Consider the following 20,948-nt stretch of genomic DNA (forward strand, 5'->3'; position numbering starts at 1 on the left):
GCTGGGCCGCCATGACACTATATGGGCGACGCCGGGGGCACCGAACGCTTCCCTTCATTGATACCCGGGAGAGACACGCATGGTTGATCTGGGCCACGATGCTCCGCGTGCGGAGGACGCCACGCCGACGAGTCACCGAGCCAAGGTCCCGGGCTTCGTCCGGCGCCACAAGGCACTCACGGTGCTGGTGTCGATCGCCCTGATCCTGCTGATCGCCATCGGCGCCTGGCTGATCGTGCTCAACAACCAGATCAAGGACATCCCGCGGTTCGACGCCGACTTCGACCGGCCCGACCGGCCCGCACGGGTGCAGCCCGAGGGCGCGCTCAACATCCTGCTCGTCGGTGTCGACGGCCGCGGCGAAGACGTGCGCAAGCGGATCCAGGAGGGCCAGACCGGCATCCTCAGCGACACGATGATGATCTGGCACCTCTCCGAGGACCACCAGACCAGCCAGATCGTCTCGGTGCCGCGCGACTCCTGGGTCGACATCCCCGGGCACGGCATGGCGAAGATGAACGCCGCGTTCTCGTGGGGCGGCCCCGATCTCCTCGTGCAGACGCTCGAGGACACGATGAACATCTACATCGACCACGTGGCGATCGTGGACTTCGAGGGCTTCCGCGACATCACCAAGACCCTCGGCGGAGTGCCGGTCGAGATGGCCGACGGCACCACCCAGGACCTGGAGGGCGAGGACGCGCTGGCCTACGTGCGCGAGCGCCACTCCCTCCCCCGCGGCGACTTCGACCGCATCAACCGGCAGCAGAACTTCCTGCGGCAGGTGCTGTGGGAGGTCACCCGCAACGGCACCCGGGCCAACCCGATCAAGATGACCGGCCTCATCGGCGACCTGAGCAAGCTGTTGCTCCTCGACGACGACTGGAGCGACGGCGACCTGCGCGGGCTGGGTCTCGAGCTGGTCCGCAAGGGCGCCGGCCACATCGACTGGATGACCGCGCCGACCAACGGCACCGGCACCTCGTCCGACGGTCAGAGCATCGTCAACCTCGACATCCCGAAGTCGCAGGAGCTCTTCGCGGCGATCTCGAAGGACGACTTCGGCAGCTACAAGAAGGACCACCCGGTGGCCTTCCTGCCGAAGCCCGAGAACGTCCCCTGAGTATGAGCGGGTGTGCGGCCGGGTAACGCCTCCGCATGTCCCATGGTGTAGAGACCGGTCGGATCACGACCAACATCCCGGCTCGGTTGGACCGGCTCCCCTGGAGCCGCTGGCACTGGCTCGTGGTCATCGGGCTCGGCACGGTGTGGATCCTCGACGGGCTCGAGGTGACCATCGTCGGCTCGATGTCCGACGCGCTTGCCAACCCGAAGACCGGGCTCGGCATGAGCAGCTTCGACGTCGGGCTCGCCGGGGCGACGTACGTCGCCGGCGCCTGCGTCGGCGCGCTCTTCTTCGGGCAGCTCACCGACCGCTTCGGCCGGAAGAAGCTGTTCCTCCTCACCCTCGGCGTCTACACCGCGGCCACCGTGCTGACGGCGTTCTCCATGTCGCCGCTGTGGTACTTCGTCGCCCGGTTCTTCACCGGCGCCGGCATCGGCGGCGAGTACGCCGCCATCAACTCCGCGATCGACGAGCTGATCCCCGCCAAGTACCGCGGCCGGGTCGACGTCTCGATCAACGGCTCGTTCTGGATCGGCGCCGCCGGCGGTGCGCTCCTCACCATCCCGCTGCTCGACCCGACGGTCATCGACCAGTCGGTCGGCTGGCGCCTCGCGTTCGGCCTCGGCGCGATCCTCGCCGTCGGCATCCTCATCGTGCGGCGCGCGGTGCCGGAGAGCCCCCGCTGGCTCTTCATCCACGGCCGCGAGGAGGAGGCCGAGGAGATCGTCACCGACATCGAGGGCACGGTGAGCAAGGAGTCCGGCAAGGACCTTCCCGAGGCCTCGGAGACGATCACCGTGCGCCAGCGCAAGACGATCAGCCTCCCGCTCATCGCCAAGACCGTGTTCACGATGTATCCCCGCCGTACGATCCTGTGCTTCTCGCTCTTCGTGGGGCAGGCGTTCCTCTACAACGCGTTCTTCTTCACGTACGGCGACACCCTCACCAACTTCGAGGGCGTCACCCAGACCGGCTACTACATCGCGGTCTTCGCGCTCAGCAACTTCGCCGGGGCCCTGCTCCTCGGGCCGCTCTTCGACTCGATCGGCCGGGTGCGGATGCTCACGGTGACGTACGGCCTGTCGGGGATCCTGCTCGTCATCACCGGGCTGACCCTGGACTCCTACACCGCGACCACGCTCACGCTGATGGGTTGCATCATCTTCTTCATCGCCTCGGCAGGAGCCAGCGCGGCGTACCTGACCGCCAGCGAGGTCTTCCCCATGGAGACCCGCGCGCTGTGCATCGCGTTCTTCTACGCCATCGGCACGGCCGCCGGCGGTATCGCCGGGCCGCTGCTCTTCGGCAAGCTCATCGACGACGCCGTCAAGGCGGGCGGCGGGATCTCCTCGATCGCGCTCGGCTACTACATCGGCGGTGCGCTGATGATCGCCGGTGGCATCGTCGCCGCGTTCCTCGGCGTGAAGGCCGAGGGCCAGTCGCTGGAGAGCATCGCGAAGCCGCTCACCGCCGAGGACGACGACAGCGGCTCGTCCGCCGACCACTCGACCACCACCCCGCAGCACGCCTGAGAAGGGAGACCGACATGCCGATGCCCCCGCCGAAGTCGTCCACGGAGACCAAGCGAGACCGCCAGGTCTTCCACGAGATGGGTCAGATCGTCCGGGCCCTCGAGGACACCGGGCCCTGCGGCCCGGAGACCCTCGCCGACCTCGTCGGCGCGCGCTACTGGGAGGGCGGCCGGTTCGACCGCGCCGTCGCCCTCGCCGTCGCCGACGGGCTCATCGTGCCTGGGCCCGAGGGGATCCTCCAGCCGTCCGGCTGACCGCCCTGAGCGTGACCCGCTCCCCCGTCGAGTAGCCACTGAGGCCCTTGGACCCCGGTGCCCCCGCCAGGAGCCCGGCCCAGTCGAAGCGCTCCTCGACGTCGTACCCGTAGACGTCCAGCATCAGGTCCAGCGCCGCCGGCGACGGATAGCCCGCGAGGGTCAGCCCGTCGCGGGAGTGCTCGTCGTCGGCCGCGTTGGCCTGGCGACCCGTGCGGTTCGACATCAGGGAGATCATCGGCTCGTCGTGGACGAGCACCTTGGTGTCGAGGATGCAGTACGACGCCCCGGTCGCTGCGATCGCGCTGAACAGCTCGCCGTAGCGCAGCGTGTGGTAGATGAAGCCGAGGCACAGGACGACGTCGACGTCGAAGTGCTCCTGGCGCAACGCGGCGAACAGGTCCCCCTGCACGAAGCGGTACTGGTCCTCCGGCACGCGGTAGCTCGCAAAGTTGCTGCGCGCCGACTCGACCAGCTCCGGGCGCGCCTCGATGCCCGTCACGTGCCGCGCCCCCGCCTTGTGGGCCGCGAACGTCCACCGTCCGTCGTGGCTGGCGAGGTCGAGGACACGAGCGCCGGCGAGCACGTCGCGGTTGGCCTCGATCATCGCCTGGTGGCGCAGGTTCAGCCGCCGCGGCGAGGCGGCCGTGCTGCCGGGGGTGCAGAAGGCCGGGTAGTCGTCGAAGAACACCCGACGGATCGTCGCAGACCCTCGCCCTTCGCGCAGACCATCGGAACACGTCGGCGAGTCGGCCGGCACCGGCGCGGACCGACCGAAGCGGTGGGACCTCAGGCTCGAGGCATGCCTGTAGCCCCGCCGACGCTGGGTGGCGGGGTGTGGGGCGGGGTGGTCAGTGGTGGGGCGGGTCGGTGGTGCGGGGGTGGGTGGTGAGGGGGTGGGTGCCGGTGGGGTCGACGAGGTAGCTGGTGGTGGGGAGGGTCCAGTGGTAGGTGCCGGGGTGGAGCATCCGGTAGGTGGCGTGGTGGGCGGTCTTCATGCGGTGGTGGCCTCGACAGAGGGGGGCGAGGTTGCACGGGCAGGTGGGGCCGCCGGTGTGGTGGGGGTGGATGTGGTCGAGGTCGCAGCGTTGGGCGGGTTGGGTGCAGTGGGGGAAGACGCAGTGGGGGTCGCGGAGCTGGACCTGGGTGCGGAGCCGATCGGGGGTCTCGTAGGCGTCGACGGGCTGGTGCCCGGCGAGGTCGAGGACGGGCCGGATCGTCACCTTCCCGGTGGTGGCGGGGGTGCTGGTGAGGATGTCGGTGAGGTGTCCGGGGAGCAGGGGGTGGTTGCCGCAGCGGATGAGGGTGGCGTCGGCGGAGAGGTGGTAGACGATCTCGGTGGTCCGCCCGGGGATGACCCGGGTGATCTCCCCGGTGACCGGGTCGGCGAGGGGTAGGTCGAGCATCAGGTCATCGCGGGCGAGCTCGCCGAGGGCTTTGGCACGACGCACGTCGAGGGTGTCGTGGTCGCCGCACTGGCCCAGGAGCGTGGCGCGGCGCTGGATGGCCTGTTCGAGGTCGAGAGCATCCTCGACGTCCAGGGCGGTGGTTCCGTAGGCGATGCCGGTGGCATCGACGTTGTCCAGACCCAGGTCGACACCGCGGTGCTCGGCGGCGTTCTTCCGCTTCTCCTCCGCGGCCTGGGGGTCGAACCGGATCAGGGCCTCTTCGACGAGGCGCCCGATCTGGATCCAGGTGATGGTGGGGGCGAAGGGTGCGAGGTGCCGGTCGACATGGGCGGCAGCATCCATCGGCAGGCATCTGGTGTGGTCGGCGATGCGGAGGGCTTTCCAGACCGGGACGGCCCCGGACAGGAGGCGGTCCCAGGTGTGGGGCAGGCGGTGGGAGAGCTCGAGGACCTGGCCGATGTAGCTGCGCCCCGAATCCAGAGATCGGCCCAACAACGCGGAGAGCTCCATGACCGCGAAGTCGCTGATCAGGGGTGCACCCGGTCCCGCGACGGGAAGGCCGGTGTCCAGGCCTCGTTCGGTGATCGTGGCGGCAGCGGACTCATCGGACACGATGTGGAGGAGTGCCCAGTCCGCGATCTTCTTGACCTCGGTGACCTGTGCGTTGTCGAGGACCCCACGGTTGTCGCGGATCGCGATCAGCAGCTCATCGTTGGGTGAGGGCGCGGCCGGCTCGTGGGCCTCGACCCGCGCGGTGGCGGGAAGGTCGAAGAGCGAGGCGGTCCCGAGTTCCATGTTCTGTATTCAACACGAGACCTCCGACACTTCGAGGTGGAGCGAGGACGGGCTGTGGACAACGGGTGGGGCGGATGCTCGTCGTACTCCTGCGTCCGTCACCACCAGGAGCACCTCACGCCTCCTCCCACCCGAGGCAGGGCCCGGGGGACCGCACCTCGACCCCGGCGGCGCGCAACCACGCCATCCAAAAATCCGGACCGACCACCCAAGGCGAGACCGTAGGGACGTCACCGCGTCTCGATAACGCCGTCGCTCGTTCCTCGCGATGGCTACTCGACGAGCGGGTGGGGCGGCTACTCGACGAGCGGACGGGGCAGGCGTTGCGTCAACGGCGGAAGTGGAGGCCGATCTCGGGGTCGACGACAACCTCCTGCGCGACGGGCATGCCCTCGACGACGAGGGGCGCGTCGACGGGGACGTTGCGCTTCAGGAGGGCGAGCCCGATGGGACCGAGCTCGTGGTGGCGCGCGGAGGAGCCGACGCGGCCGACGACCTTGCCGGCGCCGTCGACGACGTCGCTGCCGACGGCGGGGAGGCGGTTCTCCGAGCCGTCGAGGTGGAGGAGGGTGAGCCGGCGGGGCGGGCGGCCCAGGTTGTGCACCCGCGCGACCGTCTCCTGTCCGCGGTAGCAGCCCTTGTCCAGGTGCACCGCGGGGCCGATCCATCCGACCTCGTTGGGGATCGTGCGGTGGTCGGTGTCGATGCCGAAGCGCGGCTCGCCCCGCTCGATGCGCAGCGCCTCGTAGGCCCAGAGGCCGGCGGCAGGACCGGCAGCCTCGGCGTAGACGGCGAGCTGCTCGCGCGGGACGAGGTCGTAAGTCGCGGGACGGTCGCCAGGGCGACCTCCTCGACCGTCGGAAGGCGGACGCCAGGCGACGGCCAGGTCGGCGCTGACGTCGGCGACCTCGACGCGCATCATGAAGCGCATCCTGTCGAGGAAGTCCACGAGGGCCGCGGCAGCGCCGGGCTCGGTGTGCGCGGTGAACGCCTCGCCGTCGTCGGCCCCGGCGAACCAGTGCTCGACGTGGCCGTTGGGGCTGAGCACCAGCGCCTCGGTCCAGACGCCGGGCTGCAGGCCCTCGAAGTACTGCGTGGTCAGCGAGTGCAGCCAGGTGAGCCGATCGGGTCCGCTGATCCGGACGACGTCGTGGTGCGAGAGGTCGACGAAGCCCTCCCCCGCGGCGAGCGCGCGCTGCTCGACGTGCAGCGATCCGTAGTGCGCGGCCACGGGAGCGTCGATCCCGTCACCGGCGACCGCGCCGGGCAGGTCGAGCAGGGGGCTCCTCATCAGGACTCCTCACATTCGTGGCACCGACCGAACACGGTCAGGTGACCCAGGTCTGGGGAGAACGCATGACGGGTGCCCAGGGATTCCACGAACGACGCGGCTTCTCCCGCATCGACCGAGACCACCTTGTGGCACTGGCGGCAGACCAGGTGGAAGTGCTCGTGCCCGCGAGTGGAGTGGTACGTCGGAGCGCGGTCGCTCAGGTGGGCGTGGCGCACGAGGCCGAGCTCCTCGAGCACCTCGAGCGTGCGGTAGACGGTCGAGGCGTTCACGGTGGAGACCTGCTGCTGGACGTGGGCCAGCACCTCGTCGGGTGTGGCGTGGCCGAGGTCGTCGACGGCCGCCAGGATCAGCTCGCGCTGGGGCGTGAGGCGGTAGCCCTTCTCGCGAAGGGCCTGCCGCCAGTCCGCCTCGTCAGGCACGCTGCAACCTGGCCCACAGGTGCGGCTGCAGCTCCTGGCCCACGGCCTCCATGTCGAACGCGTAGAGCAGGTCGCCCTCGACGTTGCCGTACATCCGGTGGCCGCCGGTGACCTCCTTGGCCGACTCGGTGAACCCGACGCCGGCGGTGCGGAGCTCGACCTTGCCGCCGTCGGCCTGGCCGTACCAGATCTCGGAGAGGCCGGTGTTGTGGGCGAGCACCATCTCGAGGCGGCCCTCGCCGCGCGCCCGGATGAAGCCGGTCTCCTGGGCGGCGTCGCGCACCTTGTTGCCCTCGTCGTCGACGATCCACGAGCGGGCCATGTAGTGGAAGAACGGCCGGCCGTCCTGCTGGAAGATCAGCTCCTGCCCGAACTGGAACTTCTCGATCGTCGGGTAGTCGCCGTGCCCGTTGCCGCGCCACGTGCCGAGCATCCACGCGATGGGTCCGCAGTCGGGGTGCAGGTTCTCAGGGATCTGGAAGGCCACGATCAGCCATTCTAGGGAGGGCGGCGCCAGGAGCGAGCCCACCTCTAGGGTGGCCGCATGGCACGCGAGCTCGTCGTCAAGGTCACCTGCGGCACCGACGCGCCGGAGCGGGCCAACCAGGGCTTCACCGTGGCGGCCACCGCGGCCGCGTCCGGCGTCCCGGTCTCGCTCTGGTTGACCGGGGAGTCGGTCTGGCTCGCGACGCCCGGGCGCGCCGCGGAGCTGGAGCTCCCGCTCGCGACCCCGGTGCCGGACCTGCTGGCCACGGTCCTCGAGCTGGGCAGCGTCACCGTGTGCTCCCAGTGCGCCGCACGCCGCGGGATCGGGGAGGGTGACGTGCTGGCCGGCGTACGCATCGCCGGCGCGCCGGTCTTCGTCGAGGAGTGCCTGCGCGACGGCGTGCAGGCGCTCGTCTACTGACCGCGCCCGGTCCATCACCGCCTGAGCCGTAGGGTTTGGACGTGCTCAGACCGCTCGCCGCCGCCTGCGCCGGCCTCGTCGTGGCGGGCCTGCTGGCCGCGTGCGACGACGGTGGGAAGAAGAGCGACGAGGCGTCGTACGCCATCGGCAAGGGGGACGAGTACGTCGCCCTGGGCGACTCCTACACGGCCGCGCCCGGCACGGGCACCGTCACCAAGGGCGGCGGCTGCTCCCAGACCGAGGTGAACTACCCCCACCGGATCGCGCAGGCCACCGGCGTCTCGCTGCGCGACAACAGCTGCAACGGTGCGAGCACCGACGACGTCGAGCAGCCGCAGGCGACCCCGAAGGGCCTGCAGGTCAACGACGCGCAGCTCGACGGGCTCAGCGACGACACCGACCTGGTGACCTTCCGGCTCGGCGCCAACGACTTCAGCCTCATCGCCCGGGTCTTCCTGTGCGCCGCCGCGGACGCCCGCGGCACGCTCGGCGGCGGCACGGAGCCCTGCACCGACCTCGACCGCACCTCGCCCCAGGGCGCTGCCGACGAGGTGCTCCCCCAGCTGGAGTCCAAGGTCGAGGCGGCGCTGCAGGCGGTCAGCGACCGTGCGCCCAACGCCCGGATCTTCGTCATCGGCTACCCGCAGATCCTCCCGCCGGAGGGTTCGTGCGACCTGTTCCCCCTCCCGCCCGGCGACGAGGCGTGGGCGCACCGGATCCTCGACGGGCTCAACGACGCGCTGCGCGCCGGCGCGGAGGCGATCGACGCGCCCTACATCGACATGACCGAGGTCAGCGCCGGCCACGACACCTGCTCGGACGAGCCCTGGATGGCCGGCATCGAGCCGGTCCCCGGCGCTGCGGTGGCCTTCCACCCGTTCACGGCCGAGGGTCAGGCCGTGGCCCGCCTGGTGCTGGCACAGCTCGAGCGGCCGTAGGGTTGCGCAGCGTGAAGCCCCGATCGGCCCTGGTCATCGCCCTCCTCGCGGTGGCGACCGCTCTCACGGGCTGCAAGGACGACCCCGGCCCGCCGGCCACGCCGGACTGGAAGTACCAGGTCCACGTCGGCGACCAGTACGTCGCGCTCGGCGACTCCTACACCTCCGCCCCCCGCACCGGCCACAAGGCTCCGGACAGCGGCGAGTGCCAGAACACCGTGGTCAACTACCCGCACCGCATCGCTCGGGCGACCGGCGCCGACCTGGTCGACAACAGCTGCAGCGGCGCCACCACGGGCACCCTGAAGCGCCAGCAGCTCGATGTCGGGCACCCGCCGCAGCTCGCCGACGTCGACGAGGACACGGCGCTGATCACCTTCCGGCTCGGCGCCAACGACAAGTCGCTCTACGCCCACATCATCCAGTGCTCGCTGCTCTCGCTCACCGACAAGGAGGGCGACCCCTGCACCGAGCTCGACAAGGACCAGGGCAAGAAGCGGCTCGCCGTGATCATCCCCGAGGCCCAGGACGCCATCGAGAAGGCGCTCGTCACGGTCCGGGAGCGGGCGCCGGAGGCCCGCATCGTCGTGATCTCCTACCCGCGCGTCGCGCCGGACAAGGGCAGCTGCAAGAAGTTCCCGCTCCCCCACGGTGACTACGCCTACGCGCGCCGGATCATCAAGGGCGTCAACAAGGGCCTGGAGAAGGGCGCGGAGAAGATCGACGCGACCTACATCGACATGTATGCCGCGAGCAAGGGCCACGACGTGTGCTCGAAGCACCCGTGGGTGGCAGGCTTCCCGCGACCCAAGAGTGGCGACGCGGCGGCGTGGCACCCCTACCCGGTGGAGGGCAAGGAGGTCGCCAAGCTGGTGCTGGCGGCCATCAGGTCGTGACCGTCAGCGGGCGACGCGGAGGAGGATCTCCTCGAACCTCGCACCGCACAGGCTGAGCTCGAACTCGCGCTCCGCGAGCTCGCGCGAGCGCTGGCCGAGCTTCTCCCGCTCCTCGTCGTTGGAGAGCACCTCGACCACCCAGTCGGCGGCCGCCGGGATCGAGCCGAGGTCGGGCGAGCCGACGAAGCCGCCAGCCGCGTCGATGAGCTGCGCGGCGAGGTTCTCGTCGGGCATCAGGCCGACGACGGGGCGGGCGGCACAGAGGTAGGACAGCGTCTTCGACGGCACGGAGAACGCACCGGCGGACTTGTCGAGCACGACGACGAGGACGTCACCGGAGCCCAGCACCTCCGAGAGGCGCTCGTAGGGCTGGAACGGCAGGAGCGTGATCGGTACGCCGAGCGTGGTGGCCTCGTCGGCGAGCTCGTCGACCGCCTGCCCCTCGGTGACCACGGTGAGCTGGGCGGGGACACCGCGGTCGCGCACGGCCTTGGTGAGCTGCACGAGCAGCCGCGGGTTGTGCTTGAGGCCGAGGGTGCCGGAGTAGACCAGGTTGGGGGCGTCGACGAGGTCGTGCTCCTGCGCCCACGCGTTGTCGCGCGGGGTCGGCACCAGCTCGCCCAGGGGCGCCCAGTTGGGGATCACGCTCGTCTTCCCGGCGGTGCCCCACTTGCGGTGCACGTCGAGGAAGGCGTTGGAGATGACCACGATCGCGTCGGCGCGGCGGTTGCACCACCGCTCGATCCATCCCGCGATCGTGGCGAAGACGAGGAAGCCCTTGCCCAGCTTGGTGCCCGCGAACGAGCGCATCGCGATGCCCTGGACGTCCTGCTGCCAGGAGACCCACGGCGTGCGCGTCACCACGAGGTAGCAGGTGACGACGGCCATCATCGGCACGGGGACGTTGCCGAAGAGCACCACGTCGGGACGGCGCCGGCGGATCTGGCGGGCGAGCTGGACGCCGTAGCGCAGCTCCTGCCCGAGCCGCTTGCCGAAGCTGAGCTTCTCCACGACCTCGCCCTGGCCGATCGCCTCGAACCGGACGTCGGGGTAGCCGCCGAGGTTGCCCTTTCCGGACACGTGCGCGTCGCACCACGAGTGGGTCACGTCGTGGCCGCGACGGGCCAGCTCACCGCTCAGCTCGACCTGGAACGGATGACCGCTGTAGTCGTGAACAAGGACACGCACCCGGGACGCCCCTCCCTGGAGATGAATAGAACCGGTTCTTCCCCCGATGCGCTAACGAGCCGGTTACCGGTAAGTCACACCGCAGTAGACGGTAGTCCCAGGAACGTGCGCGCTTCCACCGTGGTCATCGGCCGGCGCTGCGCCAGCTCGCCGATCGCGGCCGCCCGCTCGACCAGCTGCCGGTTGCTCTCGACCGGCACGCCGCGGCTGATGGTGACGACGTCCTCCATGCCGACGCGCAGGTGGCCGCCCTTGCTCAGGGCCGCGAGCGCGACGGGGAGCGTGGTGCGGCCGATGCCGGTCGCCGACCAGCTGGTCACCTGCGCCGGGAGCGCGGCGACCGAGGCGACGAGCGCGTCGGCGGTGCCGGGCATGCCGCCGGGCACGCCCATGACGAGGTCGCAGTGCACCCGGCCGCCGTAGGGCAGGCCGAACCTGTCGAGCAGGCGGTGCAGCGCCGCGACCTGGCCGAGGTCGAAGAGCTCGAACTCGGGCACGACCTGGCGCTCCTGGCTGAGCTGGTACAGCTCGCAGACGAACGGCCAGGGGTTGCTGAAGACGTCGTCGCCGAAGTTGGTGGTGCCCATCGTGAGGCTGCAGGAGTCGGGCTGGGCGTCGAGCACCCGGAGGCGGTGGTCGAGCGGGTCGTGCACCGAACCGCCCGTCGAGAGCTGGACCACCAGGTCGGTGCTCTCGCGCAGCGCCTGCACCGTGTCGGTCAGCCGGGCGAGGTCGAGGGTCGGGCGGTGCTCGTCGTCGCGGATGTGGACGTGGATCATCGCCGCCCCGGCCGCCTCGCACTCCTGGGCCGTGCGCACCAGCTCCTCGAGCGTCGTCGGCAGCTGCGGGCAGTCGGCCTTCGCGGTCTCGGCTCCCGTGGGCGCCACCGTGATCAGCAATGCTTGCGGGTCTACGGCGTTCTTCCTCGTCTCCATCCTGTCATCGTGTCAGATCACCGGAGGATTTGTCGCGTCGGGCGCGAGAGAATGGTCGACATGCGAGCAGTCGTGCAGCGGGTCCTGTCGGCATCGGTGACCGTCGACGGAGCCGTGGTCGGCGCGATCGACGAGCCCGGCCTGCTGGTCCTCCTCGGCGTCGCCCACGGCGACGGCACGGACGAGGCCGAGTGGATGGCGCGCAAGATCCGCGACCTGCGCATCCTGCGCGACGAGCGGTCGGTCGCCGACACCGGGGCGGCGGTCCTGGTGGTCAGCCAGTTCACCTTGTACGGCGACGCGCGCAAGGGCCGCCGGCCGTCCTGGACGCGGGCGGCTCCCGGTCCCGTGAGCGAGCCGCTCTACGACGCCGTCTGCGCCGGCCTCGAGCGGCTCGGCACCCGCGTCGAGCGGGGCGTCTTCGGCGCGATGATGGAGGTCGCGTCGGTCAACGACGGCCCGTTCACCGTGCTCCTGGAGCGCGATCCGACAGACTGAGCACGTGTTGTCGCCTGCCGCCGTGTCCCACGTCCGGCGGGCGGTGCGCGCGGCGCTCGCGGTCGAGGGTGGCGCGGAGCCCGCGTGGTCGTGGCAGGGCCAGGTGGCCGACGCCGACTTCGCAGAGGCCGTCGCCCGGCACCGGGTCTCGCTCGTGCTCGCCGACCACGCCGACGCCCTGGGCCTCACCGGTCGCGTCCGCCGGGCCGTGGTCGCCCAGCGCGACGAGGAACGACTGGGCGCGCTGGCCCAGATCCGGCTGCTCGCGAGCGTCGACGAGCTGCTCGCGGACATCCCGCACCTGTTCTTCAAGGGCGCCGCGCTCGCGACGCTCACGACGGGCGACCCCGCCGCGCGCGGCGAGGGCGACGTCGACGTGCTCGTGCCACCCGGCGCGCTCGCAGCGGCCGCGAGCGCGATCGGCGCCGCGGGGTGGGAGGTGCGGCCGACGTACACCGCGGACCAGGGGAGCTGGGCCTGGCGCTACCAGCGGTGGGGCGCCCACGAGATGGCGTTCGACCGCGGCACCGAGACGATCGACCTGCACTGGCGCCTGGGCCCGACGTACGACGGCCTGCCGGCCTTCGACGAGCTGTGGGCGCGCCGCGCGGCGATCAAGGTGGGTCCGGTGGAGGTGGACACGCTCGGCGTCGCCGACACGTTCGCGCACTCGCTGCACCACGCGGCCAAGGACGGGTGGGAGTCGCTGCGCAGCCTGGTCGACGTGCACCGCCTCACCCGCGATCCCGGGGTGCCGCACGAGGTCACCGATCCCGCGGGCGTCGAGACGTTGAGCGCCGTGCAGGCCGCGCTCGGCCTGCCGGCGGGAGCGCCGCGCTTCGACCGCACCCGGACGCCGCTCCCCCGCATGCTCCGCGCGCAGGCCGCTCCCGTGCGCCACGCCGTGGTGCCCGGCCAGCGCACCTGGCGGCAGGCGGCCTTCCGCTGGCGGACCAGCCGCTCGCCGCGGGACCTCGCGCTCAACGCCGTCACCCTGCTGCTCCCCCCGGCGAGCACCGTCACCTCGCACGATCCCGAGCCGGCGAGAGCGATCGCCGCGTCGGTGGGACATCGTCTGCACCAGGTGAGCTGGAAGCTCGCGGGCTGGAGGACCGAGCTGTGATCCCCCGGCTCCGCGCGCACCTCCGCGCGGTGACAGAGGCGTGCGGGCCCTGGGCCGTCGCCCGGCTCGAGGCGCTGCAGCTGCTGGCGGCCGTGCTGGAAGCGGCCGTGCTGGCGCTCCTGGTGCCGTTCGTGCAGCACCTCGCGGGCGTCGACGACGTCCGTCTTCCGGTCGTGGGCACCCGCCTCGAGGCCGGGGCGCTCTACACGGCGGTCGGGGTCGTCGTGCTCCTCCGCGCGGGCACGGGCTGGCTGATCGCGGTCCTCGGCAGCGACCTGCGCATCCGCACCACCGACCGGTTGCGGCTCCAGGCGCTCGAGGGCGTCCTGGGAGCACGGTGGTCCTACGTCGTGCGGCAGCGCCGCAGCGACGTCGTGCAGGCGACCACGACCGAGATCGAGCGCGCCGAGGCGGGCTTCGCGATGCTGCTCGACAGCGGCGTGCAGGCGGCGCTCGTGGTCGCCACCGCGGCGGTCGCCATCGCCATCTCGCCGTTGATCGGGTTGCTCGCGCTGGTGTCGCTCGTGCTCGTCGCCGTCGTCGGCCGGGCCAGTGTCCGGCGCAGCATCGTGCTCGGTGTCGCGTGGAGCGAGCGCAACGCGCTCTTCGGCGCCACGGTCACCGACTCCTTGGCATCGCTGCGCCTGATCCGCGCCCACGACGCCGCAGCCGAGTGGACCGAGCTGCTCCGCACCGGCGCGACGCGCGGACGGGCCGCCCAACACCGGTTCGTGGAGATCTCGGCCGGCCTGTCCGCCGCGCTCAACGCGCTCAGCGTCGCCGCCGCGGTGGTGCTGGTGGTGGTCGGGCGCGAGATCGGGCTGAGCGTCGCGGAGGTGATCGCGCTCGCGGTCGTGGCGACCCGGCTCTCCGCCGCCGCCCGGATGCTGCTCGACACCCTGCAGCTCTTCGCCCACTACGCGCCGGCGCTCGACGAGGTGCACCGCCTGATCGCGGAGACCGCCGTCGACCACGAGGCTGCCGCCACCACGGCGGTCGAGCCGCCGGTGCCCGGCGCCCCTCCGCTGGAGCTGCGTGCCCTCACGGTGGCGTACGACGACGCCCCCGTCCTCGACCGCCTCGACCTGGTCGTGGGCCCCTCCCAGCTGGTCGTGGTCACCGGGCCGAGCGGGGCCGGCAAGTCCACCCTGCTCGACGTCGTCCTCGGCCTGCTCGAACCCGCGTCGGGCGAGGTGCTGGTCGGCGGCCGGCCGCGGGCCGACCTCGCCGCCTGGCGGGCGCGGATCGGCTACGTGCCGCAGGAGACGGTGCTGGTGCCCGGCACCGTCCGCACCAACCTGACCTGGTCGGCCAACCGGCCGACCACCGACGACGACCTCTGGGACGCGCTCGAGACGGCCTGTGCGGCCGAGGTCGTGCGCGGCCTCCCCGACGGGCTCGACACCCCGCTCGGCGACTTCACCCGGCTCTCGGGCGGCGAGCAGCAGCGGCTCTGCATCGCGCGGGCGCTCGTCCGGCGCCCCGAGCTCCTCGTGCTCGACGAGGCGACCAGCGCCCTCGACGCGGCGACCGAGGCCACGGTGATGGACCGGCTGGTGGACCGGCTGGTCGCCACGGGCGGCGCGATCGTCCTCGCCACCCACCGCGCGGCGCTGGTCGAGCGCGCCGACCTGGAGGTCCGGCTCAGCCGTTGAGGGGACCGGTGAGCTCCTCGACCGCGTCGGCCACGGCGGCCACCGAGTCTCCCTCGGCCGGCCGGCGCAGGTCCCACAGCGGCACGGCACGGCACACCGCGGTCGCCCACGTCACGATGGCGGCGCGGTGCTCGGGCAGGTGGAGGATGCCGTAGCGGTCGGCCGAGGCGGCGATCGACGGCACGGCCGCGAGCGGCTCCACGCGCCGGGTCTCGACCACGGACCCCTCGGCGCGCGCGCCGAGCAGCACCATCCCCGCCAGAGGGCGGGGCGTGAGGTCGCCTTCGAGCACGTAGGCCCGCTTCTCGCGCCCCGGGAGCACCTGTCCGACCGCCGGGTCGGCACCGGCCATCCGGGCCGCGGCGTCGGAGAGGTGGACCGGCCGGGCGACGGGGTGGGCGACCACGCCGCCGTCCCCCACCGACACCTCGACGATGTCGTCGCACGCGAACCGCCAACCGCGCCGCAGCAGCTCCATCGTGGTCGTCGACTTGCCCGCCATCGACGTGCCGAGCACGGCGACGGCGCGGTCTCCGGGCGAGATGACGAGCGTGCCGTGCAGGTTGAAGCGGTGCCGGAAGCTGAGCACCGCGCGCACGGCCGTGGCGTAGAGGAGCCAGTCGTGCTCGGCCCGCGAGGCGGAGCCGCGCAGCTCGAAGGTGACGCTGTCGGCGGTGACGTGGACCGCCGCGTCCTCGGCGTCGAGGAGCAGTCGGTCGTGGTCGGCCCAGATCGCGTCGTCCCTCATGATCGCGGCGTCCCACGGCGCCGGCACCGGCCCCTCGACGACCGGCACCCCGAGCACGTCGCGGGTGAGCGGCGGCGCGGAGAGGATCACGAGAGGCGGACCAGCTTGTGCTCGGCCAGCGCGTCGACGTACCTCGACACGTCGGAGACGCACTCGGTCTCGCTCACGTCGTACTCCTCCACCAGCACCGCGACCAGGTCCGCGACGGTGCGCGGCGACTCGAGCAGGTCCCAGATCCGCTGCCCCACGTCGTTGAGGCCGAGGTAGGCCAGGTCCTCGTTGAGGACCACGCGTACGTCGTCGAACTGCGCCTCGACCACCCCGTCGCTGCGCCTGATGGTGCTCCCCGCCTGGACCATGGCGATCACCCTACGACCCCGCGGGCCGTCCGAACTGGCTGACCGGCACGTACCGGTCCATCACCTCCGCACCGACCACCACCCGCCCGGACGGCGCGACCAGCCACGCGTGCGGAGCGGCGGACGGGTCGGCACGGTCCAGCCCGATCACGACCACCCCGCGACGGCCCCGCGCCCGCAGCATCACCGTCGCCGCGAACGCCTGCTCCAGGCAGTTGGACCGCAGCCGGTAGGACCCTGAGACGACCGCCCGGGAGACGTCGGCCTCGGCCCCGGTCGGCGCACCGGGCACGGTCTCGGCCGTGGGCGCGCCGGTCGGACCGAGCACCCGCGACCAGCGGCGCATGGGCACCAGCACCCGCAGCACCCGCGCCACCAGCAGCAGCGCGAGCGCCTCGAGCACCCGCAGCCGGTGTCGGAACCTCCCCACGGCACCAGGGTAGGGGTGCGCGCGGCTGATACCAGATCAGACAACGGCCGGTGTGACCTTTGACCGCGAGCCACGTTGAACGATCAAGAGAGGGGCGCCGCGGCTTGGCAAAGGGGCCCCTGATGACAGAGACTTCAATCTCGCCGGCACCACGGGGTGCCCGAGGGAGGCATGGACATGACGACGAAGAAGACCTGGGCGAAGCCCACCGTCGCCCCACTTGCGACCGCCAAGGACGCGGAGAACGCCAGCGGCATCATCCCCGACGGCGGCTTCCTCAAGGGCAAGACCTCCTGAACCGCTGACCACCCACCCCGCTCCAGCACTCGAGCTCGCGGGGCCTTGGCAACAGGCCCGACCGGGCCTGTTCGTCATTTCTGGGCCGGGACCGCGCGACGACGACGCGCTGCTCCGCTGGCTCGACCGCGGGTGCCGCGGCCCGGCGCCCGTCCGCCAGGGATTCGCCGCGGCCCAGTTGCGCGCCGACGGTTCGGCGGTGGTGGCGTCCGGCAGCCGGGCCGAGCAGTCGGTCCTCCACGCCGACGCGGGCGGCCGCATCGTCGTCGGGATCCACCCGGCCCACGTCATCGGCCGGCTCGCCCGCCCGCCGGCTCTCGACCTGGCCAAGCTCGCCGACTTCGCCGCGCTCCACGACGACGCCGAGCGCACGGTCTACGACGGCGTACGACGCCTGCCCTTCGGCACGGCGCTCCACCTGAGCCCGGGGCGGGCGCCCCGCGTGGAGCGGTGGTGGCGTCCCGCACTCGAGGAGGACCGCTCGATCCGGCCGGAGCAGGCCCCGGGGCTGGTGCGGGACGCCGTGCGGGACGCCGTCGAGGCCTCCCTGCCGGCTGATGGCGACGTCGCGGCGACGCTGTCGGGCGGCCTCGACTCCAGCATGGTCGTCGGTACGGCGGCCGCACTCCTCGGACCGCAGGGACGCCGGGTCCGCGCCCTGACGCACCGGCCGCTCCCGGGCGCCGACGAGCCGGGCGGGATCTGGGAGGCCGACGACGGGCCCTACGCGGCCGCGATGGCAGCGACCGTGCCGGGCATCGACCTCGACGAGGTGGTCAACCTCGACGGCACGACGCCGCTGGCGGCCGACGACTGGATGATCCGCCGCACCTGGCACCCGCCGTTCAACCCGGCCAACCAGGTCTGGCTCAACGAGGTCGTCCGACGGGCGGAGCGGACCGGGTCCCCGGTGCTGCTGACGGGCTCGTCGGGCAACGCCACCTTCTCCCGCGAGGCCGCCGGCATCGTGCGGCACCTCGCGCGCTCCGGTCGCCTGGGCGCCGTCCTGCGGCAGGTGCGCGCGCGGCACGGGGCCGGCCGGCCGTGGGCGGGCGCGGCCCGCGACGTGGCCCGTGAGGCCGCGCCCGAGCGGCTGCTCGCCTGGACCCGGGCCCGCCGGGGCATCGCGCCGGGGCCCGGTCGCCCCCTGGGCACGGCCGACCTGCCCTTCCGGCGCGAGCTCGTGAGCGACGCCGCGATCGCGCAGCTGGCCCTCATCGAGGGGCACCTGCCGGCCACCCGGCAGCGCTGGGTCGACTTCGCGCTCAACGACGAGTCGCGCATCGGCGCCGCCCAGAACCTGTCCGAGACGGTCTGGTGGAGCGACCCGCTGTCCGACCCCGAGGTGGTCGCGCTCGCGCTGCGCCTGCCGGAGGAGTCGTGGATCGCCTCCGGCTGGGACCGGGGCCTCGCCCGGTCGGCCGCGGAGGGCCTCGTGCCCGACCGGATCCGCTGGCGCCGTACGTTCGGCGCCCAGGCGGCCGACGTCGGTCTCTGGGTCGCCGCCGCGGAGCCGGCCTACCGAGCCCTCCTCGAGCAGCTGCGCGCCTCCCCGTCGGTGCCGCAGTTCCTCGACCTCGACGCGCTCGAGGCGGGTCTGCACCGGGGGCTCACCGACCCCGCGACGGCACAGCTGTGGCAGGCCGTCTACGGCCGGGCGTTCTCGCTCGGCGCGTTCGCCGTCTGGTACGAGGACGAGGTGCTCGCCGCCGCCTCCTAGGGTCGGCGGCTACGCCGTCCGGCGGGCGGCGCGCAGGCCGAAGAGGTAGAGCTCGCAGCCCAGGCAGAGGCCGAAGACGGCGTTGAGGAGCGCGGCGACGAGCGCGAAGCCGACGGCGACCTGCGCGACGACCGTCGCGCCGGTGAGGTAGCCGACCAGAGCGACCACCGCGAACACCAGGCCCACGCCCTGCGCGAAGCGGGGCGGCGCCGCGTCCTCCATCGCGGTCGGCGGCGACAGGCGCGGCCGGACGAGGTGCCGGAAGACCAGCCCCGTCGGGGTGTGGGGTACGCCGGCCAGCACCCCGATCGCGAAGAACACCGTCTGCACCGCGATGAGCACCGTGGCGGCGCCATCGGGCACCAGCAGGGTGACGGCGAGCAGCACGGCGGTCACCGAGGCGGTGAAGCGCGGTCCGCGCGGATCGATCTTCACGAGGCGGCTCCCGAGGAGGCGAGCGCAGCGAGCACCTGGCTGCGCTGGGGCGCGCCGGTCGCGCGCAGCACCTCGTGACCGGTGCCGTCGAGGATCAGGGTGGTGGGCGTCCGCCGTACGTCCAGGGCGCGCACCAGGTCGAGGTGCTGCTCCGCGTCGATCTCGACGTGCTCGACGCCCGCCTCGCGTGCGGCGACGTCGGAGAGCACCACCCGGGCGGTGCGGCACGGGGCGCAGAAGGCCGAGGAGAACTGCACGAGCGTGGCGCGCGTGCCCGGCTCGGCCGTGGGCAGCGAGGCCGCGACCTGGCTCCAGGTGGTCGCCTCGGAGGTGACGAAGCGCCCGTCGGTGCGCCGCCGGTGCAGCCCGAAGCCGACCGCGACGAGCGCGGCCACGGCGAGGATCACGATGCCGGTCACATCAGGCTCCAACGCACGCGGCGGCCCCCGGGATTCCGGGAGCCGCCGTGTGCGTGGTCATACCGATCACACTTCCTGCGGAGGTCGATCAGACCGTGATCTCGACCTCGGCGATGCTGCCGACGGCAGCCTGCACCTTGCGGTCGATCGGGTCGGCGCCCGGGACGAGCGTGCGGAGCGTCCACTCACCGTCGCCGGCGAAGAACCGGAAGTGGCCGGTCGCGGAGACCGGGACCTCGGCGGTGAACTCGCCGCTGCGGTCGAGCAGCCGGACGTAGCCGGTGCTGACCGGCGTGCCGGCCTTGGTGACCTGGCCCTGGACGATGGCCTCGATCTTGGTGTTGACGCCGTCGAGCGACAGGCCGCCAGCGGTCGCGCCGCACATGTCAGTTGCTCCCGTCGGCGGAGCCGGGCTCGTCGCCGAGCGCGATCGGGACGCCCACGAGGGAGCCGTACTCGGTCCACGAGCCGTCGTAGTTCTTCACGTTGGCGTGGCCGAGCAGCTCCTTGAGCACGAACCACGTGTGCGAGGAGCGCTCACCGATGCGGCACAGCGCGATGGTGTCCTTGGAGTCGTCGAGGCCGGCCTCGCCGTAGATCTCACGCAGCTCGTCGTCGGACTTGAAGGTGCCGTCGTCGTTGGCAGCCTTGCTCCACGGCACGTTGATCGAGGTCGGCACGTGGCCGGCACGCTGGGCCTGCTCCTGCGGGAGGTGGGCCGGGGCCAGGAGGCGGCCGGCGTACTCGTCGGGCGAACGCACGTCGACCAGGTTCTGCACGCCGATGGCGGCGACGGTCTCGTCGCGGAAGGCGCGGATCGAGCGGTCCTGCTCCTGCGCGGTGTAGGACGTCGCCTCGCGCTGCGGGACCTCGGAGACCAGCTCGCGGGAGTCGAGCTCCCACTTCTTGCGACCACCGTCGAGCAGCTTCACGTCCTGGTGGCCGTAGAGCTTGAAGTACCAGTAGGCGTAGGCCGCGAACCAGTTGTTGTTGCCGCCGTAGAGGACGACCGTGTCGTCGTTGGCGACACCGCGCGAGGACAGGAGCTCCTCGAACTGCGCCTTGTTGACGAAGTCGCGACGCACCTGGTCCTGCAGGTCGGTGGTCCAGTCGAGCTTGATGGCGCCCTTGATGTGGCCCTTGTCGTAGGCGGTGGTGTCCTCGTCGACCTCGACGAGCACCACCTTCGGGTTGTCGAGGTTCTCCTCCACCCACTGGGCGGAGACGAGCGAGTTCTCGCGGGTCATGGTGATTCCTTCTGGAGTGATCGGTGGTGCAGGAGACAGGCAAGACGGTGCTGGAGGGCGCTGACGGGGCACGACGCGGGAAGTCGGGGGCGCAGTCGGCGCGACGGCCGAGGAGAGGAGCTGCACCGAGGGTCAGCGGAGCGGCGGGCGCCGCCGGGATCGAACCCCGCTCAGCGCATTCGACACAGCGCCGAGCTGACGCGGCAGTTGTCCACTGCGCGTCGCTTGGTCAGCCAGGTCGTCGACATGTCGACCACACTACGGGCGCCGGGCGGGGCGACCCAATCCGCGTCCCGGATGACGAGACGGGTGTCCATCTATCGA

General features: G+C 72.1%; 25 protein-coding genes. 10 read left to right on the forward strand and 15 right to left on the reverse strand.

Translation table 11 applies throughout. The features are described from left to right. Positions 1 to 79 precede the first annotated feature (79 nt). The 3 genes from ACAX67_RS13355 to ACAX67_RS13365 are packed head-to-tail and all read left to right on the forward strand — an operon-like array spanning position 80 to position 2,912. Positions 80 to 1,123: an LCP family protein gene (locus tag ACAX67_RS13355; protein WP_370704338.1), complete on the forward strand. Its 1,044-nt coding sequence runs from the start codon at positions 80 to 82 to the stop codon at positions 1,121 to 1,123. 35 nt (positions 1,124 to 1,158) lie between these two features. Then, positions 1,159 to 2,658, forward strand: a complete 1,500-nt coding sequence (locus ACAX67_RS13360; RefSeq protein ID WP_370704339.1) for an MFS transporter — start codon at positions 1,159 to 1,161, stop codon at positions 2,656 to 2,658. Between the two features lie 14 nt (positions 2,659 to 2,672). Next, entirely contained in the window at positions 2,673 to 2,912 is a 240-nt protein-coding gene (locus tag ACAX67_RS13365) for a hypothetical protein (protein ID WP_370704340.1), read from the forward strand. On the opposite strand, the gene ACAX67_RS13370 is transcribed toward ACAX67_RS13365, so the two are convergent. The 5 genes from ACAX67_RS13370 to ACAX67_RS13390 all read right to left on the reverse strand — a co-directional run bounded on the left by ACAX67_RS13370 (position 2,869) and on the right by ACAX67_RS13390 (position 7,316). Then, positions 2,869 to 3,603 carry a class I SAM-dependent methyltransferase gene (locus ACAX67_RS13370; RefSeq protein WP_370704341.1) on the reverse strand — a complete coding sequence of 245 codons (735 nt, stop codon included), beginning with the start codon at positions 3,601 to 3,603 and terminating at the stop codon, positions 2,869 to 2,871. The two genes, ACAX67_RS13365 and ACAX67_RS13370, sit on opposite strands and share 44 nt — an antisense overlap. A 160-nt stretch (positions 3,604 to 3,763) precedes the next feature. Beyond that, entirely contained in the window at positions 3,764 to 5,116 is a 1,353-nt protein-coding gene (locus ACAX67_RS13375; protein WP_370704342.1) for an HNH endonuclease signature motif containing protein, read from the reverse strand. A 328-nt stretch (positions 5,117 to 5,444) separates the two neighbouring features. Next, on the reverse strand, positions 5,445 to 6,407 hold the full coding sequence (gene ygfZ, locus ACAX67_RS13380; RefSeq protein ID WP_370704343.1) for a CAF17-like 4Fe-4S cluster assembly/insertion protein YgfZ: 963 nt from the start codon (positions 6,405 to 6,407) through the stop codon (positions 5,445 to 5,447). After that, on the reverse strand, positions 6,407 to 6,829 hold the full coding sequence (locus tag ACAX67_RS13385) for a Fur family transcriptional regulator (RefSeq protein ID WP_370704344.1): 423 nt from the start codon (positions 6,827 to 6,829) through the stop codon (positions 6,407 to 6,409). The genes ygfZ and ACAX67_RS13385 overlap by 1 nt, the downstream gene beginning before the upstream one ends. Next, positions 6,822 to 7,316 (reverse strand): heme-binding beta-barrel domain-containing protein, encoded by a 495-nt coding sequence (locus tag ACAX67_RS13390; RefSeq protein ID WP_370704345.1) that lies wholly within the window; start codon positions 7,314 to 7,316, stop codon positions 6,822 to 6,824. The genes ACAX67_RS13385 and ACAX67_RS13390 overlap by 8 nt, the downstream gene beginning before the upstream one ends. A gap of 57 nt (positions 7,317 to 7,373) precedes the next feature. Here ACAX67_RS13390 and ACAX67_RS13395 point away from each other — a divergent pair, with 57 nt between their 5' ends. From ACAX67_RS13395 to ACAX67_RS13405, 3 genes are read left to right on the forward strand one after another with little or no spacing between them, the layout of a single operon-like run. Continuing rightward, positions 7,374 to 7,736, forward strand: coding sequence for a DsrE family protein (locus ACAX67_RS13395; RefSeq protein ID WP_370704346.1), 363 nt, complete (start codon positions 7,374 to 7,376; stop codon positions 7,734 to 7,736). A 41-nt stretch (positions 7,737 to 7,777) separates the two neighbouring features. Next, positions 7,778 to 8,674, forward strand: coding sequence for an SGNH/GDSL hydrolase family protein (locus tag ACAX67_RS13400; RefSeq protein ID WP_370704347.1), 897 nt, complete (start codon positions 7,778 to 7,780; stop codon positions 8,672 to 8,674). Positions 8,675 to 8,685: 11 nt separating this feature from the next. Beyond that, positions 8,686 to 9,570 carry an SGNH/GDSL hydrolase family protein gene (locus ACAX67_RS13405; protein ID WP_370704348.1) on the forward strand — a complete coding sequence of 295 codons (885 nt, stop codon included), beginning with the start codon at positions 8,686 to 8,688 and terminating at the stop codon, positions 9,568 to 9,570. Positions 9,571 to 9,573: 3 nt separating this feature from the next. On the opposite strand, the gene ACAX67_RS13410 is transcribed toward ACAX67_RS13405, so the two are convergent. Beyond that, positions 9,574 to 10,758 carry a glycosyltransferase family 4 protein gene (locus ACAX67_RS13410; RefSeq protein WP_370704349.1) on the reverse strand — a complete coding sequence of 395 codons (1,185 nt, stop codon included), beginning with the start codon at positions 10,756 to 10,758 and terminating at the stop codon, positions 9,574 to 9,576. Between the two features lie 74 nt (positions 10,759 to 10,832). Next, the gene (locus ACAX67_RS13415; protein ID WP_370704350.1) at positions 10,833 to 11,693 is read right to left on the reverse strand and encodes a beta-keto acid cleavage family enzyme; all 861 of its coding nucleotides are present in this window, start codon (positions 11,691 to 11,693) and stop codon (positions 10,833 to 10,835) included. A gap of 60 nt (positions 11,694 to 11,753) precedes the next feature. Here ACAX67_RS13415 and dtd point away from each other — a divergent pair, with 60 nt between their 5' ends. From dtd to ACAX67_RS13430, 3 genes are read left to right on the forward strand one after another with little or no spacing between them, the layout of a single operon-like run. Next, positions 11,754 to 12,191 carry a D-aminoacyl-tRNA deacylase gene (gene dtd / locus ACAX67_RS13420; RefSeq protein WP_370704351.1) on the forward strand — a complete coding sequence of 146 codons (438 nt, stop codon included), beginning with the start codon at positions 11,754 to 11,756 and terminating at the stop codon, positions 12,189 to 12,191. Between the two features lie 4 nt (positions 12,192 to 12,195). Then, positions 12,196 to 13,314: a nucleotidyltransferase family protein gene (locus tag ACAX67_RS13425; RefSeq protein ID WP_370704352.1), complete on the forward strand. Its 1,119-nt coding sequence runs from the start codon at positions 12,196 to 12,198 to the stop codon at positions 13,312 to 13,314. Next, a complete protein-coding gene (locus ACAX67_RS13430; RefSeq protein ID WP_370704353.1) occupies positions 13,311 to 14,969 on the forward strand; it encodes an ATP-binding cassette domain-containing protein in 1,659 nt (552 codons plus the stop codon). The genes ACAX67_RS13425 and ACAX67_RS13430 overlap by 4 nt, the downstream gene beginning before the upstream one ends. Here the strand turns inward: ACAX67_RS13430 and ACAX67_RS13435 are convergent. From ACAX67_RS13435 to ACAX67_RS13445, 3 genes are read right to left on the reverse strand one after another with little or no spacing between them, the layout of a single operon-like run. Continuing rightward, positions 14,959 to 15,807, reverse strand: a complete 849-nt coding sequence (locus ACAX67_RS13435) for a phosphoenolpyruvate carboxykinase (ATP) (protein ID WP_370704354.1) — start codon at positions 15,805 to 15,807, stop codon at positions 14,959 to 14,961. The two genes, ACAX67_RS13430 and ACAX67_RS13435, sit on opposite strands and share 11 nt — an antisense overlap. Then, positions 15,804 to 16,076, reverse strand: a complete 273-nt coding sequence (locus tag ACAX67_RS13440) for a PqqD family peptide modification chaperone (protein ID WP_370704355.1) — start codon at positions 16,074 to 16,076, stop codon at positions 15,804 to 15,806. The genes ACAX67_RS13435 and ACAX67_RS13440 overlap by 4 nt, the downstream gene beginning before the upstream one ends. Positions 16,077 to 16,086: 10 nt before the next feature. Then, positions 16,087 to 16,506, reverse strand: a complete 420-nt coding sequence (locus ACAX67_RS13445) for a lasso peptide biosynthesis B2 protein (RefSeq protein WP_370704356.1) — start codon at positions 16,504 to 16,506, stop codon at positions 16,087 to 16,089. A gap of 496 nt (positions 16,507 to 17,002) precedes the next feature. Between ACAX67_RS13445 and ACAX67_RS13450 the strand changes: the two genes are divergently transcribed. Then, positions 17,003 to 18,523, forward strand: a complete 1,521-nt coding sequence (locus tag ACAX67_RS13450; RefSeq protein ID WP_370704357.1) for an asparagine synthase-related protein — start codon at positions 17,003 to 17,005, stop codon at positions 18,521 to 18,523. 9 nt (positions 18,524 to 18,532) lie between these two features. On the opposite strand, the gene ACAX67_RS13455 is transcribed toward ACAX67_RS13450, so the two are convergent. The 5 genes from ACAX67_RS13455 to ACAX67_RS13475 all read right to left on the reverse strand — a co-directional run bounded on the left by ACAX67_RS13455 (position 18,533) and on the right by ACAX67_RS13475 (position 20,941). Then, positions 18,533 to 18,958, reverse strand: a complete 426-nt coding sequence (locus tag ACAX67_RS13455) for a DUF4395 domain-containing protein (protein WP_370704358.1) — start codon at positions 18,956 to 18,958, stop codon at positions 18,533 to 18,535. Continuing rightward, positions 18,955 to 19,377 carry a thioredoxin family protein gene (locus tag ACAX67_RS13460; RefSeq protein ID WP_370704359.1) on the reverse strand — a complete coding sequence of 141 codons (423 nt, stop codon included), beginning with the start codon at positions 19,375 to 19,377 and terminating at the stop codon, positions 18,955 to 18,957. Before ACAX67_RS13460 ends, ACAX67_RS13455 begins: the two co-directional genes overlap by 4 nt. An 88-nt stretch (positions 19,378 to 19,465) precedes the next feature. Continuing rightward, positions 19,466 to 19,762: a DUF1416 domain-containing protein gene (locus ACAX67_RS13465; protein ID WP_370704360.1), complete on the reverse strand. Its 297-nt coding sequence runs from the start codon at positions 19,760 to 19,762 to the stop codon at positions 19,466 to 19,468. A 1-nt stretch (position 19,763) separates the two neighbouring features. Then, positions 19,764 to 20,624, reverse strand: coding sequence for a sulfurtransferase (locus ACAX67_RS13470; protein WP_370704361.1), 861 nt, complete (start codon positions 20,622 to 20,624; stop codon positions 19,764 to 19,766). 170 nt (positions 20,625 to 20,794) lie between these two features. Further along, positions 20,795 to 20,941, reverse strand: coding sequence for a putative leader peptide (locus ACAX67_RS13475; RefSeq protein WP_370704362.1), 147 nt, complete (start codon positions 20,939 to 20,941; stop codon positions 20,795 to 20,797). Positions 20,942 to 20,948 lie beyond the last annotated feature (7 nt).

Source organism: Nocardioides candidus (assembly GCF_041321175.1).
Lineage (GTDB): Bacteria > Actinomycetota > Actinomycetes > Propionibacteriales > Nocardioidaceae > Nocardioides.

Bases quoted from the DNA above. Each gene is read 5' to 3' on its own strand.
- dtd (WP_370704351.1), top strand. From the start codon at position 11,754: ATGCGAGCAGTCGTGCAGCGGGTCCTGTCGGCATCGGTGACCGTCGAC.
- ACAX67_RS13375 (WP_370704342.1), bottom strand. From the start codon at position 5,116: ATGGAACTCGGGACCGCCTCGCTCTTCGACCTTCCCGCCACCGCGCGG.
- ACAX67_RS13415 (WP_370704350.1), bottom strand. From the start codon at position 11,693: ATGGAGACGAGGAAGAACGCCGTAGACCCGCAAGCATTGCTGATCACG.
- ACAX67_RS13355 (WP_370704338.1), top strand. From the start codon at position 80: ATGGTTGATCTGGGCCACGATGCTCCGCGTGCGGAGGACGCCACGCCG.
- ACAX67_RS13440 (WP_370704355.1), bottom strand. From the start codon at position 16,076: ATGGTCCAGGCGGGGAGCACCATCAGGCGCAGCGACGGGGTGGTCGAG.
- ACAX67_RS13475 (WP_370704362.1), bottom strand. From the start codon at position 20,941: ATGGACACCCGTCTCGTCATCCGGGACGCGGATTGGGTCGCCCCGCCC.
- ACAX67_RS13465 (WP_370704360.1), bottom strand. From the start codon at position 19,762: ATGTGCGGCGCGACCGCTGGCGGCCTGTCGCTCGACGGCGTCAACACC.
- ygfZ (WP_370704343.1), bottom strand. From the start codon at position 6,407: ATGAGGAGCCCCCTGCTCGACCTGCCCGGCGCGGTCGCCGGTGACGGG.
- ACAX67_RS13395 (WP_370704346.1), top strand. From the start codon at position 7,374: ATGGCACGCGAGCTCGTCGTCAAGGTCACCTGCGGCACCGACGCGCCG.
- ACAX67_RS13365 (WP_370704340.1), top strand. From the start codon at position 2,673: ATGCCGATGCCCCCGCCGAAGTCGTCCACGGAGACCAAGCGAGACCGC.
- ACAX67_RS13470 (WP_370704361.1), bottom strand. From the start codon at position 20,624: ATGACCCGCGAGAACTCGCTCGTCTCCGCCCAGTGGGTGGAGGAGAAC.
- ACAX67_RS13360 (WP_370704339.1), top strand. From the start codon at position 1,159: ATGTCCCATGGTGTAGAGACCGGTCGGATCACGACCAACATCCCGGCT.